This is a genomic window from Nitrosospira sp. Is2 (genome assembly GCF_033095785.1).
In the GTDB taxonomy this organism is placed as follows: Bacteria; Pseudomonadota; Gammaproteobacteria; order Burkholderiales; family Nitrosomonadaceae; genus Nitrosospira.
In genome coordinates, this window is record NZ_CP137134.1 from 1,242,458 (window position 1) to 1,259,909 (window position 17,452).

Genomic DNA, 17,452 nt, shown 5'->3' on the forward strand with positions numbered 1-17,452 from the left:
GTAGCCGCAGATAGCGCTGCGGGTCCCGATGACTGGCAAATTGGCGTTGACGGTAACAGATTTCCCGGGGGCTGCACCGGCAGCAGCCCCTGTGTGCCATCTAACCAAAAACCGTAGAGGTAGGGAACGTCCGCCTTTCTACTCGTGCTCGCTTGTTCGCGATCTCCTCAGCGCGCCCGAATGATTTAACCCAGGAACAACTTATAAGCCGGGTTCTGGCTTTCATCCCAGTAGTGGTTGTCGAGTTGGTTGAGAAACATTTTGAACTCGGCTTTCTCTTCGGGCGGAACTTGTATTCCTACCAGCACGCGTCCATAGTCCGCACCGTGGTTACGATAGTGGAATAAGCTGATATTCCAATGATGGCTCATGCTGTTAAGGAACTTCATCAGCGCACCAGGGCGATCTGGAAATTCAAACCGATATATCAGCTCATTTTTTATTTCACGGGCCCGTCCGCCAACCAGGTGACGCACATGCAGTTTTGCCATTTCGTTATCGGTGAGATCCACGGTATGCAAACCGCTTTTCTCAAGGCTTTCGATTAGTTTGGCCGCTTCCGCACGGTCGCGCACAGATACGGCTACAAACACATGTGCTTCTTTTGGATCGGCATAACGATAGTTGAATTCAGTAATGCTTTTCGTTCCCAGCAGGGCGCAAAACTTTTTGAAACTCCCGGGTTCCTCTGGAATGGTCACAGCCATGACTGCCTCGCGCTGCTCTCCCAGCTCTGCCCGCTCGGAGACGTGACGCAGTCGATCGAAATTCATGTTGGCGCCGGAGCAGATGGCAACAAGGTGTTTATTCCGCAGTCCTTCACGCTTGATATAAGCTTTTGCCCCGGCGATGGAGAGTGCCCCGGATGGCTCCAGGATGGCTCGGGTATCCTCAAATACATCCTTGATGGCAGCACAGATAGAGTCGGTGTCCACCAGAACGATCTCGTCGACCAGTTCCTGGCACAAGCGCAGGGTTTCAGCCCCCACCTGCTTTACTGCGACTCCATCCGCGAATAAGCCTACTTGAGGAAGTCTAACCACACGCTGCTGCTTCAGGGATTGATACATGGAGTCGGCATCGAGGGGCTCAACTCCGATCATCTTGATTTCCGGATACAGCCGTTTCACGTATGAGGCAATGCCGGAAATAAGCCCGCCGCCCCCTATGGGCACGAAAATAGCGTGGATAGGGCCAGTGTGCTGACGTAGGATTTCCATCCCGATGGTGCCCTGGCCGGCAATGACATCAGGATCATCGTACGGGTGCACGAAGGTCATTCGCTCACGCTTGCCCAATTTCACCGCGTACGCATAAGCCTCATCATAGGAATCGCCATGCGTCACTACAGTCGCGCCACGCGCCTCAACCGCCTGCATTTTTATCTGAGGTGTAGTGAAGGGCATCACAATCGTTGCGCGGCAATTCAAGCGCTGCGCCGCTAGCGCGACACCTTGCCCGTGATTGCCAGCTGAAGCGGCGACTACGCCACGCTTCAACGCCGCTGGAGAAAGCTTGACCATTTTATTGTAGGCCCCTCGCACCTTGAAGGAAAATACCTCCTGCATATCCTCGCGCTTCAGGAACAATTGATTGTTGATTCGGGCGGATAAATTGGGCGCAAGCTCCAGGGGAGTCTCCAGGGCCACATCGTAAACGCGGGCGGTGAGGATTCTTTCGAGATAATTATTTTGCATGGAATTGGCTTTTCTGCGGTGTGTGGAGACAGGAATTTTAACATGACGGAAAGGTCCGAACGCCCAGCTTAATTGTTAAAATTGACGGATAGGATTATCCTGCTAATTAATTTTTAATTTTTTTCTTCCTACAACAGACATGACGCAAGATGAACAAAAACGTGCGGCTGCCAAAGCCGCCATTCAGTATGTTCCGGCCGGCTGCATAATTGGCGTGGGCACCGGCTCCACTGCAAACTACTTCATAGACGAGCTGGCGAGCATCAAGCGAAACCTTGACGGCGCAGTCGCAAGCTCAGAAGCGACCGCACGCAGGCTGAGAGACCGCGGTATCGAAGTCCTTGATTTGAACAGCGTTGATGAACTTCCGGTGTACGTGGATGGTGCCGACGAAATCACCGAGCACCTGCACATGATAAAAGGCGGGGGCGGGGCTTTGACGCGCGAAAAAATTGTGGCCGCGGTGGCCAAAAAATTCGTGTGCATCGCCGACGAAAGCAAGCTCGTGCCGATACTGGGCAAGTTCCCGTTGCCGATCGAAGTGATTCCAATGGCGCGTGGGTATGTCGCGCGGGAAATAACGCGACTCGGCGGACAGCCTATGCTTCGGCAGGGATTCACCACCGATAATGGCAATGTGATTCTCGACATACACGGCCTGCAAATTCTGGACCCGGTCGAATTTGAGACGACCCTTAATCAGATTACAGGCGTGGTGACGAACGGCCTATTCGCTCGGCGTGGGGCCGATGTATTGCTGCTGAGCAGCGCCGCGGGTGTACGAACAATTAGTATCTGATTGGCGGGCCGCAACAAAGTAGTCATAACCGAGCAGTATCATTTTCATTTTTTTAATTCTTTGCTGATCTACGAGGTAAGCGATGGCGAGCAGCGAACATATCTCCAAGCAATTCGACGCCGATCTTGAGGCGGTACGTACCCGCGTGTTACATATGGGCGGATTTGTGGAAGAACAGATCGAGAAAGCCATTGACGCCCTTACCAGCGGAAATGAATCCTTGATCGAAAACATCATCGCAGATGATCACCGAGTTAATGCAATGGAAGTGTCGATAGACGAAATCTGCAGCCAGATCATTGCTCGTCGACAGCCGGCTGCTGGCGATTTACGCATGATCATGACGGTCATAAAAACCATAACCGATCTGGAGCGTATTGGCGACGAAGCCGAAAAAATTGCGCGCATGGCCAAACTCATCTATGAGAACGACCGTATGCATATGCCCCGCTTCGTGGAGATCAGGCATGTCGCTCACATTGCGATGGAAATGTTGCGCAAATCGCTGGATGCATTTGCACGTTTGGATTTGGCAGCGGCAGCTCAAGTGGTCCGGCAGGATGAACTGGTTGACGAAGAATTTCGTTCCATCATGCGGCAGCTCATCACTTTTATGATGGAAGACCCGCGAAAAATTTCTACTGCGCTTGAGATTCTGTTTATCGCGAAAGCGATCGAGCGCATTGGCGACCACGCCAAGAACATGGCGGAGTATGTTATATACATGGTCAAGGGGAGAGATGTGCGCCATGTTACTGTTGAAGAAATCGAACGCGAAGTAAGCGAATAGGCCCCTTGGCAACGTCGGGGCGAAATATGCGCGAATATTCCACGCTCGCGGCGGTCGACCTCGGCTCTAACAGCTTCCGCTTGCAAGTCGCGCGAGTCGTCGGAAAACAGCTTTATCCGCTCGACAGTTTGGGTGAAATGGTTCGGCTTGCCGCCGGGCTTACTGCCGATAAACGCCTGGATGAGGATGCTCAGGCACGCGCCCTCGATTGTCTCAAACGTTTTGGGGAGAGGCTGCGCGGTTTCCCTTCGCATTCGGTCCGTGCAGTGGCTACGAACACACTGAGAGTAGCGAAAAACGCATCCGCGTTCCTTAGAAAAGCTGAGGCCGCTGTTGGTTTTCCGATCGAGGTAATCTCCGGGCATGAGGAAGCGCGGCTTATCTATTTGGGAGTGGCTCACAGCCTGCCCATCTCAGCCGACCCCCGTCTGGTCATGGATATTGGCGGCGGCTCTACGGAATTTATTATTGGGAGGCGTCTAAAACCCGTCAGGATGGAAAGCCTGTACATGGGTTGCGTCAGCTATAGTCTGCGCTGCTTTCCCGACGGGAAGATCACAAAGAGCGCCATGAAACGCGCCGACCTGTTGGCGCGTAGCGAAATCCAGGAGATCGCTGCGGGGTTTACAAGTTCTCACTGGGAGGAGGCATTTGGCTCATCCGGAACTGCGCGGGCACTCGGAGACATCATTCATTTGAACAGCTTCGATAGCGCCGGCCGCGAGGGGGACATCACATTCGAGGGGCTGGAAAATTTTCGCGAGTACTTGCTTAAGGTTGGAGACGTAAAGAAACTGGAATTAGCCGGACTACGTCCCGACCGCGCGCCCGTTATTCCCGGGGGCTTCGCAATCATGTCCGCTGCATTCTCCGAGCTGGGGATCCGCCGCATGTCTCAGGCCATGGGCGCGTTACGGCAAGGCGTGCTCTACGATCTGCTGGGACGCTTTCATAACCAGGACATGCGAGAAACGACGGTAAAGCAGTTTATGCAACGCTACCGTGTGGATGCCGCCCAGGCGGCACGGGTTGAATCGCTGGCGCTATTGCTGGGGAAGCAATTGTTGAGGGATTTTCCAGACGATTTGGAAGAGTCGCTTCAGGTCCTTTCGTGGGCGGCCAGACTGCACGAAGTCGGCATTTCAGTAGCGCATTCCGGCTACCACAAGCACTCTGCATATATTCTCGGCAACGCCGATATGCCGGGTTTTTCAAGGAGAGAGCAAGATCGACTGAGCGTGCTTGCTCTCGCTCATCGGGGTGCGGCTGTAAAAGTGCGGGATTCCGTTACCGAACGGTTGGACTTCGCCCTGATTTTTTCGCTTCGCCTAGCAGTGATTTTCCATCGCAGCCGCGGTGACATCAAATTAGCCCGGCTGGAAGTGAGCCTGGGCGATAAAGCATTCGAGTTGCGGATCGAACTGGCATGGTTGGATCGCAATCCGTTGACCGATACGGCCCTCTCCGCCGAAGTTGAACAATGGACCCCCCTCGGGTTCAATTTTAAAATCGATACACGGTGGGAAAACGCCGACCGTGAGGCAGACAAAGCAAGCAAAAACTCATCCGGTGCATAACCGGACCCCATCGAATGTCATCACCCGCTAAAAAACGATCTACAAAAGCGGGGCTGCCGCCGGGCACCCTGGTGCACATCGGTACCCAGAAAAGCGCGGCTGCTCACATGACCCTGGTGGATTACGACGCGAATGGCGTACGCGAATCCCATGTAACCGCTGCCGAACTGAGCGATAAACTCAAGCACGCGCATGGGATTAAATGGGTCAACCTTCGCGGCTTAGGCGACATCGGTACCATAAAGCAAATCGGCGTCTGTTTTAACCTTCATCCGCTGGTGCTGGAGGATATCGTCAATACCGACCAACGCGCCAAGCTGGAGGATTACGGGGACTATCTCTATGTGGTACTGAAAACCTTCGACTACGAACAGAAAGCCCAGGGAGAGAGAATAAGCTCCAACCAAGTCAGTCTGGTGCTGGGAAAAAATTTCGTGCTGTCCTTCCTGGAAGGGGATGGGGATCCGTTCGCAGTGGTACGCGAACGCTTACATTCGGGAAAAGGCCAAATAAGAAAATTGGGCGCAGATTTTTTGATGTATAGCTTGATCGACGCTATCGTAGACAGCTACTTCCTGTTTCTCGAAACATTTGACGAAAAAACCGAAGCACTGGAAGCCGAACTGGTCTCCCGCCCTCAACCTGGCACGCTGCATTCAATTTACTCTCTAAAGCGCGAGAATGTTTTCCTGCGCAGATCGTTGTGGCCCCTGCGCGAGGTGATCACTTCATTGCAAAGGGGAGACTCCCCGCTCTTCACCCGCAATACGCTGCTTTATTTGCGGGACGTATACGATCACACCATTCATATCATCGAGTCGGTTGACTCCCTGCGCGACCTGACCGCTAGCATGCTGGATATCTATGTGTCCAGCGTGAGCTATCGCCTCGGTATAATAATGAAAGTGCTCACTGTCATCACGACCATATTCATGCCGCTAACCTTGATTACCGGAATCTATGGCATGAACTTCGAGTACCTCCCTGGCCTAGACTGGCACTGGGGATTCTTCGGGGTTCTCGGCACGATGGCGGCAACCTCCGGAGTCATGCTCCTTTTATTCCGCTGGAAAAAGTGGTTGTAGCAAAAAAACCTGGTGGTAGTAAAAATTCGGTAAAAACGGGGGTCTTTGGACGCGCTTTTCCAATCGGCCTAATAGTTGCCGCGCGCTTCGCTGCGGCATGAGTCGATTGGTGACTTGAACCTCCCGCCGTGACATGTCAAGGTCCACCCCTCTTAAGCCAGAAGCGTATTCAAACTCAGAGCAGTTTTGGAGTACAGTCGCGCGTTGTCTCGGCCCTTTCCCAGGAAAGCACCTTTAGCCCCCGGATACGCGCGCAAAAAATAAGCGACGCACGGAGCAGCCGTGAAACACGTGGCAGTATCCACACTTCAGAGATACGCTTGTCCGCCCGCCAACTGCGCATCAGGAGGCTTACCGCGGCGCCAAAACCCGCGGAATTACTGCGCATCTGCAGGCAGAGAAGCGGTTGCGAGGGGTCAGGCGTCAGCCAGTGTACGTACCCACCTTCTTTAAGCACGTTCCCAAGTGTATCGAGGAGACTTGAGGGAAACTGCGCCAAGGTCAAGTTGCCAGAAAGAAGCAATACGTTACGGCATGCGTTGGGGTAGCGCGAAAAATAAAGACTGCGGTTGCGCCGCACTAGTTCTCTAAAGGAGCGTCCGCGGCCGAAGGAGCCGCCCCCCTTGTGTTGAATGCTTGCATCGGGATGAACACCAATCCGCCAGCCGCGCTGATTCAGTCGGCGACCAAGATCCACATCCTCATAATAGCCGCGCCCAAACGCGGGGTCAAACCCGCCAACTTCCTCGAAAACACTGCGCAGGATGAGGAAAGCATGGCCTTGCAGACGGTAGGTTTCGATGTACCCGCCCGGACGACGCAAATATTGATCCAGATCGTGCCTGGCATAGTCGTTTCCGCCGGGAATGATGACCGCTAGCTGCGGGTCAGCCGCCAAAGCCGCATTCAACGTCGGTAGGAAGTTTTCGCTTACCTCCGTATCTGAATTGAGTACCAGCACATAGGATGCGTCAGAGCGACGGACCGCCTCATTTACTGAAGCCCCGAAGCCCTGATTTTCCTCAGCATGATAAACATGTATGTCCGGATACGGCAGTTGATCCAGCATCTGGCGCGTCTCATCACCCGAGGCGTCATCCTGGATGTAGATATGCCTTACGGAACTGCCGAGGCAGGTAACGACGGAATAAATGCAGCGCCGAGTCAGCTCTGGCGCATTGTAGACGGGAATGACCACATCTATTGACGGCAAGCCCGGCATTCGGCTCAGTGTTCTCCCTGAAATATCTGTCCAGGCAGCTGGCCACTCACGCGACCGCAAGATCTGCGTGACTTTCGTGTGGATGGGTCTGATTCTGGCGGGATTTCGCCCGCGCCTCCCCCTCGAGCAGCGCCACGTATCGGGATAATACGTCGGGGTCGCCCACATTAATCATTTCGTTCAAGAAGCGTTGACGATGTTCTTCTATATAAAACGCATCACATCCGTGTGAGATAAATTTTTCCATGTGCTTATATACGTCGTCCCGGCAGCGCAGTTCTGCCTCGGGCATGTACTCAGCTAATGCTGAACGGCCCGCATGCAGGTAATCGGCAGCCAACACCGGCTTGTTGGCCTTCACCGCTTCAAATACGACTGAAGTAGCCAGATCAATGATGACATCGGCCCAATTCATGAGATAAATGGAATGAATATCGCCTGCGACACTCACATTCGACAGTCGTCGAAGGGAAATGTCCTTCGTCAGGGATTGCTGCCACCCCCCCCGGGTGTGTGGCTTGATGACCAACTCCACTCCAGGAAAACTTGCCACGACACGAACCACTTCACCCACTTCTTCCCAAAAGGTCGAGAAGTTGCTCTTCCTCAGAAACATCACGACTTTTAACCGGCTGTCCGAGCGGGTAAGCGGCGAGGGCGGCATCAGGGTCGCTAATTTCGCCAGCCACTCATCGCAGTAACGGGGCGAGCCCAGTACAGCAAGCTTCTGATTGTCCATAAACGGACGAAAGCGCACGGAGCATAACTCGTTTGGTACCACAACCTTATCAAAAATGCCTGCATTTGCAAATGTAGTGTCGGGCTCGAGGCGCAGCTCACGGCGCCGAATCAGCTGGCTGGCATGAGGACTATCCCCATGCGGGAGCGATACCGTGCCGAGGCCCATTGAACGCGCCGTGGATAGCACAACCTTAACCCATTCCACGCAAATAGATGAATTTCTCTCAATCCAGTCAAATACAACCACGCCCTCATCATTTTCGTTGAAGCTTCTGGACAGCAAGCGTTTGGCAGTGCTCTGCCAAACCGGCTGACGCCGCTTCGCATCATAAACGTCTTCTAGCGCCTTCATGATCGGGCCGATAAAAGGCCGCCGCAAACTGCGGATCAATATCAGCGTTTGAAAAAACCACATGAAAAACTCGAGCGGCGGCAACACATCGGCAATGTAGGCCATGCGTGCGCCTTTGAGTCCCTTCAGGAAGTTGATGCGATAATCGTTCTTGAATCGGGAGTTGCCTATCAGAACGATGTCACATGTATGACCGGAATCGATCCACTTCGAAATGACCGGCGTAATATGATCGATGTCGTTATAATGGCGGAGGAAAAAAAGGGCCTTCATACCGCAATATTCATCCCTTGCACGTGAACAACAGGCAGTAGATTTTTCATTGTTTTACAGCACATTCAGATCGGTTTTGTGCGAAAAATTTTATGATTGTACACTTGCGGATATCGGTTTACTAGCACAGCCGTGGTTTAAACTTTACAGCGTTCTGCTAAAATGTCGAAGCAGGTCTAGCCCACCAAGAGTAAAAATCCCGGCAGTTGCAAACAAAACACGTCATAACCCCCTACTCCCGTTGTCCTAACACTGGTTCGCGATACTGGCATAAAACCCGGTACGTGGCGGTCAGTAACTGAACACATCGCTCTAATTAAAAACGCCAAGGAAATATCAAATACTGATGAAAACGATTGCTGTAATACCGGCACGCATGGGTGCAACGCGCTTCCCTGGGAAACCGCTTGCAAAGCTATTGGGCCGCTCCATGTTGGAGCATGTTTATAAGCGTGTAGCCCTGAGCCAATCACTCGACGCCACGTATATCGCCACTTGCGATGAAGAAATTCGACGTGTGGCGGAGGATTTTGGCGCGCCGGTTATCATGACGGCTGATACCCATGAAAGGGCCAGTGATCGAGTTGCAGAGGCGGCAGCCGGAACCGACGCTGAACTTATTGTCATGGTGCAAGGCGATGAACCCATGACGCGCCCGGAGATGATCGATTCAGCGATTGAGCCGTTTCAGCACGATCCGGAGCTCGGCTGCGTGAACCTGGTGCGTCCAATTGACAACCAGGCCGACTTTTCTGATTTTAACACAATCAAGGTAGTCATGGATCAACGCGGCAATGCCATATACATGTCGCGGCAACCTATCCCGACCATGAGGCCCTCATCTCTGGAAAATTTTTCGCAGACTTCCGCCTTCAAACAGGTGTGCGTCATCCCTTTTCGGCGTCAGACGTTGCTCGATTTTGCGCGATTGCCATCCACGCCGTTGGAAAAGCTGGAATCAGTCGATATGCTTCGGTTGCTCGAGCATGGATATCAGGTAAAGATGGTGAGAACCGAGTTCAACACACAGGCAGTCGATACTCAAGCCGATCTGGAGCGAGTGGCTATACTGATGATGGCTGACCCATTGGTTGGCTCGTATTGAGTAGGCTTGGTGAAAGCAGCGCAGTCGAACGGTTTATTCGAAGGAAAAATTCATGCAACTTAAAGCAAAACTGGCACGAAATGCTTTGACCATTGGCTCGTGGATCACGCTGGGCCATCCCTCAATTGCCGAGATCATGGCTGCAGCAGGGTTTGATTGGCTCGTGCTGGACACCGAGCATAGCGTCCTGGAACTAAGCGAGGTCCAGAGGCTGATCCAGGTGCTGGATGGACAGCGGTGTCCGGCCATTGTAAGGCTTACCTCGAATCATCCTGACCAGATCAAACGTGTAATGGACGCGGGCGCAACGGGCGTAATGGTCCCCATGGTCAGAACCGCAGCAGACGCCGAGGCTGCTGTTCAGGCCGTATACTATCCTCCCCGCGGCCAGCGAGGGGTCGGTTTGGCCCGCGCTCAAGGCTATGGGGCGCGATTTCAGCAATACCGGCGTTGGCTTGAGGATAACGCCGTAGTAGTAGCGATGATTGAGCATATCGATGCGGTCGACGCGATCGACTCAATTCTTTCAGTGGAGGGAATTGATGCTTACATTATTGGACCTTATGATCTGTCCGGCTCCATGGGACGCCCCGGGGAACTGGATTATCCCGAGGTCCAATCTGCGATAGAACGGGTACAAGAGGCCGGGCAGCGTATTGGAAAACCTGGGGGCATTCATGTAGTTGAACCCGATCCGGACCAGTTGCTGCGAAATATTAAAGCCGGCTTTAACTTTCTTGGCTATGGGCTGGACATTCGTATCCTCGATACACTTTGTCGGGGCCATATGCATCAAATAAGGGAAGCGCTATGAGCAAAGTCGTCATTTCCACCTCTTCGTTTGATACCGATAACAATCCCCATATTCGGTATTTGATGAAAAAGGGCGTGGGCATTGCCAGCAACAGTTACGGACGCAAACTTACGGAAGACGAAGTCATTGCATTGCTGGGTGGCGATACGGTCGGAATGGTTGCTGGGATAGAGCCCCTGACAGAGCGCGTATTTGCGTCCGCGAGAAGCTTAAAAGTAGTTTCCCGCTGTGGGAGCGGGCTGGATAGTGTCGACCTCGCTGCTGCAAAACGGTACGGCGTTACCGTCCTGAACACGCCGGAGGCCCCGGCCCAGGCGGTTGCGGAACTCACCTTAGCCCTGATACTCGCCGCTCTGAGACAGGTATGCCATACTGACCAACTGGTTCGCATGGGCCAATGGCCACGAGCTCAAGGACGTTTACTGGCTGCGCAAAGGGTGGGAATCATCGGCCTGGGACGGGTAGGCCGGCGTGTGGCTCGCTTGTGCCAGGCGTTCGAAGCCTCAGTGGTCGCGCATGACACATATGTACATGAGTCGCCGGAGGGGGTCGAACTGGTGCCCCTGGGGAAGCTGCTGGCAGAATCGGATATCATCAGCCTTCACGTCACATACGATGCCGATACACACCATCTGCTGAACAAGGAAAACTTGGCGCGGGTAAAACGTGGGGCCATCGTCGTAAATACAGCCCGCGGGGGCCTGATTGATGAAACAGCGCTGGCGGAAGCATTGGCTTCAGGACAACTGGATGCGGCTGCACTTGACGTTTTCGAGCAGGAACCGTACCACGGCCCGCTGCTTAAATGCGAAAATGCGATCCTTACCTCACATATCGGCTCACTTGCCAGGGAGTCGCGCCAACGCATGGAGCTCGAAGCCGCGGACAACCTGCTTCATGGCCTGAAGGAAGCGGGCGTCATCGGGAACGAGTAAACAGGAATGTCCAACGAAATTGCTATTGTGTATGGCGCCAGTGGTTTTCTTGGCAGCCATGTCGCCGACGCGTTATCGGCTGCCGGCTACCGGGTGCGTTTGTTCGACCGCGCTCAATCGCCCTACAAGACTCATGATCAGGAGATGATCATTGGCGATATCATGAATCTGGACCAGGTGACGGAAGCAGCCAAAGGTGCCGATGTGGTCTATAATTTTGCCGCCATCGCCGATATCGATGAAGCCACCGATAAGCCACTGGCGACAGCTACAATTAACGTATTGGGCAATATGCACGCGCTGGAAGCGGCGCGCGTAGTGGGCGCACGCCGATTCGTCTTTGCCAGCACCATTTATGTCTATTCGGAGTCGGGCTCTTTTTACCGCGCAAGCAAGCAGGCGGCAGAGCGCTTTATCGAAACATACTATGAACGCTACGGCCTGGACTATAGTATTTTACGCTACGGATCGCTGTACGGCAGGCGCGCTGACGCGCGTAACGGTATCTACCGTATGTTGCACGAAGCACTGGAACGACATTCGATAACATATCACGGTAGTGGCGAGGCAATCCGCGAGTATATCCACGTGGAGGACGCGGCGCGCATGAGCGTGCAGGTACTGGCGCCGGAATTTGCCAACCGCCATCTTATTCTGACTGGACAGGAGCGATTACGCATTAAGGATGTCATGACGATGATCTCGGAAATCATGCCGTGGAAAATTGACCTGCATTTTGACCAGGCCCGAGCGGGGCATCATTACGAGGTTACACCGTATGCCTTCCAGCCCCGCATCGGCCACAAACTGGTGCTCAACGAGCATGTCGATCTAGGCCAGGGTATTCTCGATTGCTTGCAGGATATTCACCAAAGCATGCATCACTCAGATGAAAATGATGAGGCGACGCCATCCGCGTCGGACAACAGAGCATGAAGACCGCATTCTGGCAAGCCATCATTTTCGACTTTGACGGCGTGGTGGTTGAATCGGGAGAAATCAAAACGCAAGCCTTCGCCAATCTCTATCGCGACCATGGCGAGACGGTAATGAGCGCGGTAGCGCGATATCATGTTCTGCACGGGGGCATGTCGCGCTATCAGAAATTTCGTTATTTCCAGGAAACCCTTCTGGAGAAGCCCCCGCTTACCGCAGAGGAAGAGCAACACCTCGACCGGCGTTTTTCCCAACTCGTGCTCGAAGCCGTGATAGCCAGCGATCCCGTGCCGGGAGCGGCAGAGCTGATTCGTAAGGAGGCTGAGAGAATACCTTTGTTTGTCGCCTCCGGGACACCTGAAGCCGAACTGAATACAATCGTAAGTCGCCGCGGACTGGCATCCTATTTTACCGCTGTGCGCGGTTCCCCGACACCAAAGCAGAAGCTGATCGCGGATATTTTGTCGGCCCACGCCCTCCTTCCCGAGCGCGTATTGATGATCGGTGATGCGCTGATCGATTATCAGAGTGCATACGTTAACAATATCGCATTCCTTGGGCGTGTGCGTCCCGGCGATGAGAACCCGTTTCCCCCGCATGTAGACGTCATACCCGATCTGAGTCAATTATTAACCTGAGCAGTGTCAGCGCCGGATTATTGAGTAGCCACAGCTCAAGCAGGCAAGCTGACAATCAACGCATTACACCGCGCCGCAACAATTGCCATGAAACCTTGAAACCCCACAGTAAGGGATGCCGCCGCAACATCGGCGTGACCTCTACACGCACGCCAGTATGACGCTCGATCTTCCAGGCGGCGTAGCTGATACTGTCTTGAAAAGTAAATGCTGCCTTCGACAGCCGCAGCACAGACAACACTTTTCCCTGCCAGCGGCGCAAGCGCCAGCGCTTTAGCGAGTGCTGCCGCGCAACTGCGTCAGCCACACATCGATAGTGCCCGTCCGGAAGCACTTCCAGGCTATCCTTCAGTGCAGGCGTTGCATGAGCGGTCAGTCGGGCAAACTCATCTAGGTTGAATTGCGCAAGTTGGCGCGCCCTCGCGGCGCGCTCGGGCCGCAGTTCAGCCGCATAGGTTTGACTCAATCCATTGGTCCAAATGGCTTCGGCATTAGCTGGGGAAGAGTCCAGCGTTGGAAGGCTGGATCTCAGGAATGTTATGACCGCATGAGCCAGCGCGCGGTGGATACGCCTGCGTATAACCTCATCACGCGCGTATAGCAATCGCGAAGGTTGGGCGAATCGCGCCCACAAATATGGGTGAAACCATTGCCGTGTTCCGCTTTCAAAGTCAGCCATGGAGACGACCGCGTACTTGGCGCGGAACTTCTGTTCCCCCTTGGATACCTCAAGATAAAATACATTGGGTGGCAACCACGCGTTAAGGTAGCGCAAATAGCGCTCGGGGTAGGCATTAACGTAACTGTCCACTACCACATAGAAATCCGCCACGCCCTCCCCAATTTCATGTGCGCGCAAGCAGGACCCGTAGAGAAGTACGGCATCGAGCGATGAGCCGAACCGCGCCTTCAACTCTTCAACCAGGACAATAAAATCGGCGGCTACCGCCTTTGAACTCAACAAGGCCATCTCCGCGACTAGTTCATCCGGGAGTTGCTGATCTACTGTGGGAGGGCACTTTGCCATTTTTATTGCGCTCGTCTTTATTTATCCGCAACCAGAAAGCAGACCGGACCGGCTGGCGTTATCCGCAATGGACCATCTTTTCCTGCTGCCCGGTAGGATTCGCCGTCGACGATGTAATCGTCATCCATCACCAGTTCAAGCACCCCGGTATTGCAACTGTAATAACCGTTATTTTCCGGAAGGACATTCCCACGACCAGTGAGGAGCGGCCATATCATGCGTACCGATTTCTTGCGCTGCTGTTTCACAAACGTAACATGCACCGGTTGCTCCTCCCGGCCCCAGTAAGGGCGCATGCCAAACAGCAAACGGTCTAGCGTACTTGCGAAAAGAAATGAATAAGTTCCATGATGGGATTTGCCGCTATCGCGCGTAACGGAAATTTTAGCCGGTGCCCAGGCACCGTGGCATCGACCAAGAAGCACGCCAGCGAGATATCCCAGCATGATGAATCCTGAATAGATCTCGCCTGTGACACCCAGCTTCTTGATCTTGCCTTGGGAAAAAATTACCGCTCGGGCAATCAGTCCAACACCGAAGAACATGCCATAGACCTTAGGCACCCCTGTCTGTTCAATGGACAGGACATGCCGCTGCACAAATGCAGGTGAGTTGGTATCCAGCAAACACCCGCACAACTTCTGCAAGAGATATTCCGGGCGGCCTTGAATCCCCAAGTCCAGCGCTGTCATATTGGTCGTACCACCTGGAATGATGGTTAAGACCGGCCATTTCGAGCCCGGCTGTAACGCGAACAGGTGGTTCAAGACTCCTTGCACCGTACCGTCCCCGCCTACGATAACAAGCAGATCAATATCAGCCTCAAGAAAAGCCTCAACAGAAGCATGAATCTCTGGTGCGTTCGTCACTTCTCGACAGGTAGCGTTGGGAACTCTGCCGATTTCTCGCCTTATGGCGGCTACGCGCTTGCGTATCCGGCCGCTCAACGGGTTGAACAGGAATCCGACCGTTGCCGCCCCTGCTGTGATCCGATCAACCCGCGATTGTTCTATCATTCAATCCATGCGCTATAAACAAAAAGTGCAAAACCATTTCTCCCGTCAACGTCTTTGATTACCTCTGAGTGAATTCGATTCCGGCTGTTACTGAACCTCACCCTTAACTTGCGACTGCATCGCCACGAGCCAGAAAAAATTACGGCTCCTGAATTGTTGAATTTGCCGATGGAAGTTTGTGTATGAATGAGACAAGCCGCGCAGGTTACAACATATATGGCATTATCGCCACAGGAACAGCTCATCGAAAACGATGAAGGTCCTGCCGCGGGAGCCGGTGGTATCTCACTAGAAAATTCGTCGCAACCACAGTACTGCCACCGCTGTTAACACCAGCCCAGGGGAAAGCGCGGTGAGTGCCGGGTTTATATGAAGCAATAGGCCGGCATTCGCGATAATCTGGTCGAACAAGTATACGCCGATGCCCAGCATGGCGGCCAACACCAGCCTGCTGCCTAAACCCGCCCTTACCGATCCGAAAACAAAGGGTATTGAAAACAACAGCATTGCGATGGTCGTTAGTCCTCCGCCCGCCTTCCGCCACAAAGCCAACGCATAGGCATCCGCCTCTTGACCGGTGGCGCGCAAGAAACGAACATGTAGAAATAACTCGACCGGGGAAAGGCTTTCCGGTGATTTGGTCAACGTGGAGATATCGTCCGGATTCAGGAATGATCTCCATTTGATCGATTTTGCGTTCTCGGATTCTATCCGATTTCCGGTAAATGTCTTGGTGGTGGCATCCTGCAGATCCCACAAATCGCCACCGTTGAAGTCGGCGTATTTAGCGTGCGTGTAAGTCAGCAGAAATCCGTTGTCGTCAAAATGCATGATCTCGATATCTGCCGCTCTTCCAGAGTGCAACATCTCACCTATACGCAATATGTTGCGCTCGTCCCGGGTCCATATACCGAGATTTTTACCTAGCGCAGCACTCTTCTCAAGCGCCACGGCCCTGGATGAGATAGCCTTTTGTTGGAGCTGCGGCGCGACAAACTGATCCAGCACTGCGATAAATAATAGAAGGATCAATCCCACCGTGAGCGGCGCCAGACTAATACCAATGGGGGATACCCCGGCCACCCGTAAAGCTGTCAATTCCGACCCGACAGCGAGCCGCCCTAACGCGATGACATTGCCTAACAAAGCAATAAACGGGGCTAGCTGAATAAACCTTCGTGGCAGAAGCAAGGCTGTGTGCAGGAACGCATCCTGAACCCGATAAGTCCCTTTTCCGACATCGTCAAGCTGATCCAGCAAATCGAGAAAACCGAAGAGCGGCAATAGTACCACTACGGCAATTCCCAGACCAATGAGGACTTGGACGGCCAGGTACCGGTTAATTACGCTCATCTGCGTGCAAAGATTTTCTGCCGGAAATCCGGCGCGAGCATGGCAAAAGCGGCCAGGGCCATTAGAACGTAGAGCCACCAAACACCCGGCATCTTCCCGATTGTGCCTTGCTCGACCCATGTTTGGGCCAATCCGTTCAGGATATAGTAGATCGCAAAAACGATAGCTGCAGCATAGTAATTTTTTTCGCCTTTTTCCTGGCGAGGCGGGACGCGACTGAATGGTACGGCAATAAGCGCCAGCAGGATCGTAGCGATGGGGCGCGACAGTCGCCATTGGAATTCGGCAATATCGCGCGGCTGATCGGATTTCATTAACGCCGCCGTAGGAGCCGCCTTGCGCTTATAGTCCAGCACATTCCCGCTGTCGGTGTAATAAACCAATTTTTCAAATTGGACCACCGTGTCCTTTGCCCCTGAATGCATGAGCTTGTAAATAAACCCTTCGCCTAAATGTATTTGCGGGCGCTCGCCAGGTCTGAGCTCCTGCTGGTGGGCTTCTTTTGCAAGAATGATCTCGCTGCTATCCGGCTTGTGGATGTAATGAAATACGTTTTGCATCTGTTTCCCGGAATCGTCCTTGGATTGCACAAAAACGACTCTACCCTTGCCCTCGCTGCCATAAAAGCGCCCAGCCTGAAATCGATCTATGTTTAACTCCGCCTCTGCCTGCGCATTCAGCATGTAGCTTTCTTCATATGCCCAGGGGCGGACGAAAATGGAAAGCACTCCGCTTGCGATCCCAACCGGAATGGCAACAATGAGGACCGCAAAAAGCGCGCGGTTCTCGCTGACCCCGGCCGAACGCAGCACACTAATCTCCTGGTCTCTATATAACCTACCCAGCCCCATGACTACCGCGACGTATAGCGAGATCGGCATCAGTACTTCGAGAGCAATCACTGTTTTCAACAGTATGAACTTGAGCATGGCGGCGAGGCCAAGCGATTCGGACGCTGCGCTTGCCAAAAAACGGGCGCTGCTGAAACTTGAAAACAGTGCCGCGAGAATAACCGCCACCACGGTGAAGGGTATTAGCAATTCGCGGGTGATATATCGGTCTATTATTTTCACGGATTATCCCCCATCAAGG

At 53.4% G+C, this 17,452-nt stretch carries 16 protein-coding genes; 9 read left to right on the forward strand and 7 right to left on the reverse strand.

Annotation, left to right across the window (positions count from 1 at the left end; translation table 11 throughout):
• Positions 1 to 185: 185 nt before the first annotated feature.
• Complete coding sequence (gene ilvA, locus R5L00_RS05450) at positions 186 to 1,697, reverse strand: threonine ammonia-lyase, biosynthetic (RefSeq protein ID WP_107693704.1); 1,512 nt, start codon at positions 1,695 to 1,697, stop codon at positions 186 to 188.
• A 139-nt stretch (positions 1,698 to 1,836) separates the two neighbouring features.
• On the opposite strand from ilvA, the gene rpiA reads away from it, so the two are divergent.
• The 4 genes from rpiA (at position 1,837) to corA (ending at position 5,948) form a co-directional block, all read left to right on the forward strand.
• Positions 1,837 to 2,496 carry a ribose-5-phosphate isomerase RpiA gene (gene rpiA, locus R5L00_RS05455; protein WP_317653694.1) on the forward strand — a complete coding sequence of 220 codons (660 nt, stop codon included), beginning with the start codon at positions 1,837 to 1,839 and terminating at the stop codon, positions 2,494 to 2,496.
• An 82-nt stretch (positions 2,497 to 2,578) separates the two neighbouring features.
• On the forward strand, positions 2,579 to 3,286 hold the full coding sequence (gene phoU, locus R5L00_RS05460) for a phosphate signaling complex protein PhoU (protein WP_107693702.1): 708 nt from the start codon (positions 2,579 to 2,581) through the stop codon (positions 3,284 to 3,286).
• 26 nt (positions 3,287 to 3,312) lie between these two features.
• Positions 3,313 to 4,863 carry an exopolyphosphatase gene (gene ppx / locus R5L00_RS05465; protein WP_317653695.1) on the forward strand — a complete coding sequence of 517 codons (1,551 nt, stop codon included), beginning with the start codon at positions 3,313 to 3,315 and terminating at the stop codon, positions 4,861 to 4,863.
• Between the two features lie 14 nt (positions 4,864 to 4,877).
• Positions 4,878 to 5,948 carry a magnesium/cobalt transporter CorA gene (gene corA, locus R5L00_RS05470; protein ID WP_317653696.1) on the forward strand — a complete coding sequence of 357 codons (1,071 nt, stop codon included), beginning with the start codon at positions 4,878 to 4,880 and terminating at the stop codon, positions 5,946 to 5,948.
• A gap of 175 nt (positions 5,949 to 6,123) precedes the next feature.
• Here corA and R5L00_RS05475 read toward each other — a convergent pair whose 3' ends face one another.
• Together R5L00_RS05475 and R5L00_RS05480 are read right to left on the reverse strand one after the other, a co-directional pair.
• The gene (locus R5L00_RS05475; RefSeq protein ID WP_317653697.1) at positions 6,124 to 7,170 is read right to left on the reverse strand and encodes a glycosyltransferase family 2 protein; all 1,047 of its coding nucleotides are present in this window, start codon (positions 7,168 to 7,170) and stop codon (positions 6,124 to 6,126) included.
• A gap of 46 nt (positions 7,171 to 7,216) precedes the next feature.
• The gene (locus R5L00_RS05480; RefSeq protein WP_317653698.1) at positions 7,217 to 8,536 is read right to left on the reverse strand and encodes a hypothetical protein; all 1,320 of its coding nucleotides are present in this window, start codon (positions 8,534 to 8,536) and stop codon (positions 7,217 to 7,219) included.
• Positions 8,537 to 8,882: 346 nt separating this feature from the next.
• Here R5L00_RS05480 and R5L00_RS05485 point away from each other — a divergent pair, with 346 nt between their 5' ends.
• The 5 genes from R5L00_RS05485 to R5L00_RS05505 are packed head-to-tail and all read left to right on the forward strand — an operon-like array spanning position 8,883 to position 12,964.
• Positions 8,883 to 9,641, forward strand: coding sequence for a 3-deoxy-manno-octulosonate cytidylyltransferase (locus R5L00_RS05485; RefSeq protein ID WP_107693697.1), 759 nt, complete (start codon positions 8,883 to 8,885; stop codon positions 9,639 to 9,641).
• A gap of 52 nt (positions 9,642 to 9,693) precedes the next feature.
• Positions 9,694 to 10,455, forward strand: a complete 762-nt coding sequence (locus tag R5L00_RS05490; protein WP_107693696.1) for an HpcH/HpaI aldolase family protein — start codon at positions 9,694 to 9,696, stop codon at positions 10,453 to 10,455.
• Entirely contained in the window at positions 10,452 to 11,390 is a 939-nt protein-coding gene (locus tag R5L00_RS05495) for a phosphoglycerate dehydrogenase (protein ID WP_317653699.1), read from the forward strand. The genes R5L00_RS05490 and R5L00_RS05495 overlap by 4 nt, the downstream gene beginning before the upstream one ends.
• Before the next feature lie 6 nt (positions 11,391 to 11,396).
• Positions 11,397 to 12,326: an NAD-dependent epimerase/dehydratase family protein gene (locus R5L00_RS05500; protein WP_107693694.1), complete on the forward strand. Its 930-nt coding sequence runs from the start codon at positions 11,397 to 11,399 to the stop codon at positions 12,324 to 12,326.
• Positions 12,323 to 12,964 carry an HAD family hydrolase gene (locus R5L00_RS05505; protein WP_317653700.1) on the forward strand — a complete coding sequence of 214 codons (642 nt, stop codon included), beginning with the start codon at positions 12,323 to 12,325 and terminating at the stop codon, positions 12,962 to 12,964. Before R5L00_RS05500 ends, R5L00_RS05505 begins: the two co-directional genes overlap by 4 nt.
• A gap of 55 nt (positions 12,965 to 13,019) precedes the next feature.
• Here the strand turns inward: R5L00_RS05505 and R5L00_RS05510 are convergent, their stop codons facing one another.
• The 4 genes from R5L00_RS05510 to lptF form a co-directional block, all read right to left on the reverse strand.
• Positions 13,020 to 13,991: a hypothetical protein gene (locus R5L00_RS05510; RefSeq protein ID WP_317653701.1), complete on the reverse strand. Its 972-nt coding sequence runs from the start codon at positions 13,989 to 13,991 to the stop codon at positions 13,020 to 13,022.
• 17 nt (positions 13,992 to 14,008) lie between these two features.
• Positions 14,009 to 15,007 carry a diacylglycerol/lipid kinase family protein gene (locus R5L00_RS05515; RefSeq protein WP_258192642.1) on the reverse strand — a complete coding sequence of 333 codons (999 nt, stop codon included), beginning with the start codon at positions 15,005 to 15,007 and terminating at the stop codon, positions 14,009 to 14,011.
• Positions 15,008 to 15,295: 288 nt separating this feature from the next.
• Positions 15,296 to 16,360: an LPS export ABC transporter permease LptG gene (gene lptG, locus R5L00_RS05520; protein WP_107693692.1), complete on the reverse strand. Its 1,065-nt coding sequence runs from the start codon at positions 16,358 to 16,360 to the stop codon at positions 15,296 to 15,298.
• A complete protein-coding gene (gene lptF / locus R5L00_RS05525) occupies positions 16,357 to 17,433 on the reverse strand; it encodes an LPS export ABC transporter permease LptF (RefSeq protein ID WP_107693691.1) in 1,077 nt (358 codons plus the stop codon). Before lptF ends, lptG begins: the two co-directional genes overlap by 4 nt.
• Between the last annotated feature and the right edge of the window lie 19 nt (positions 17,434 to 17,452).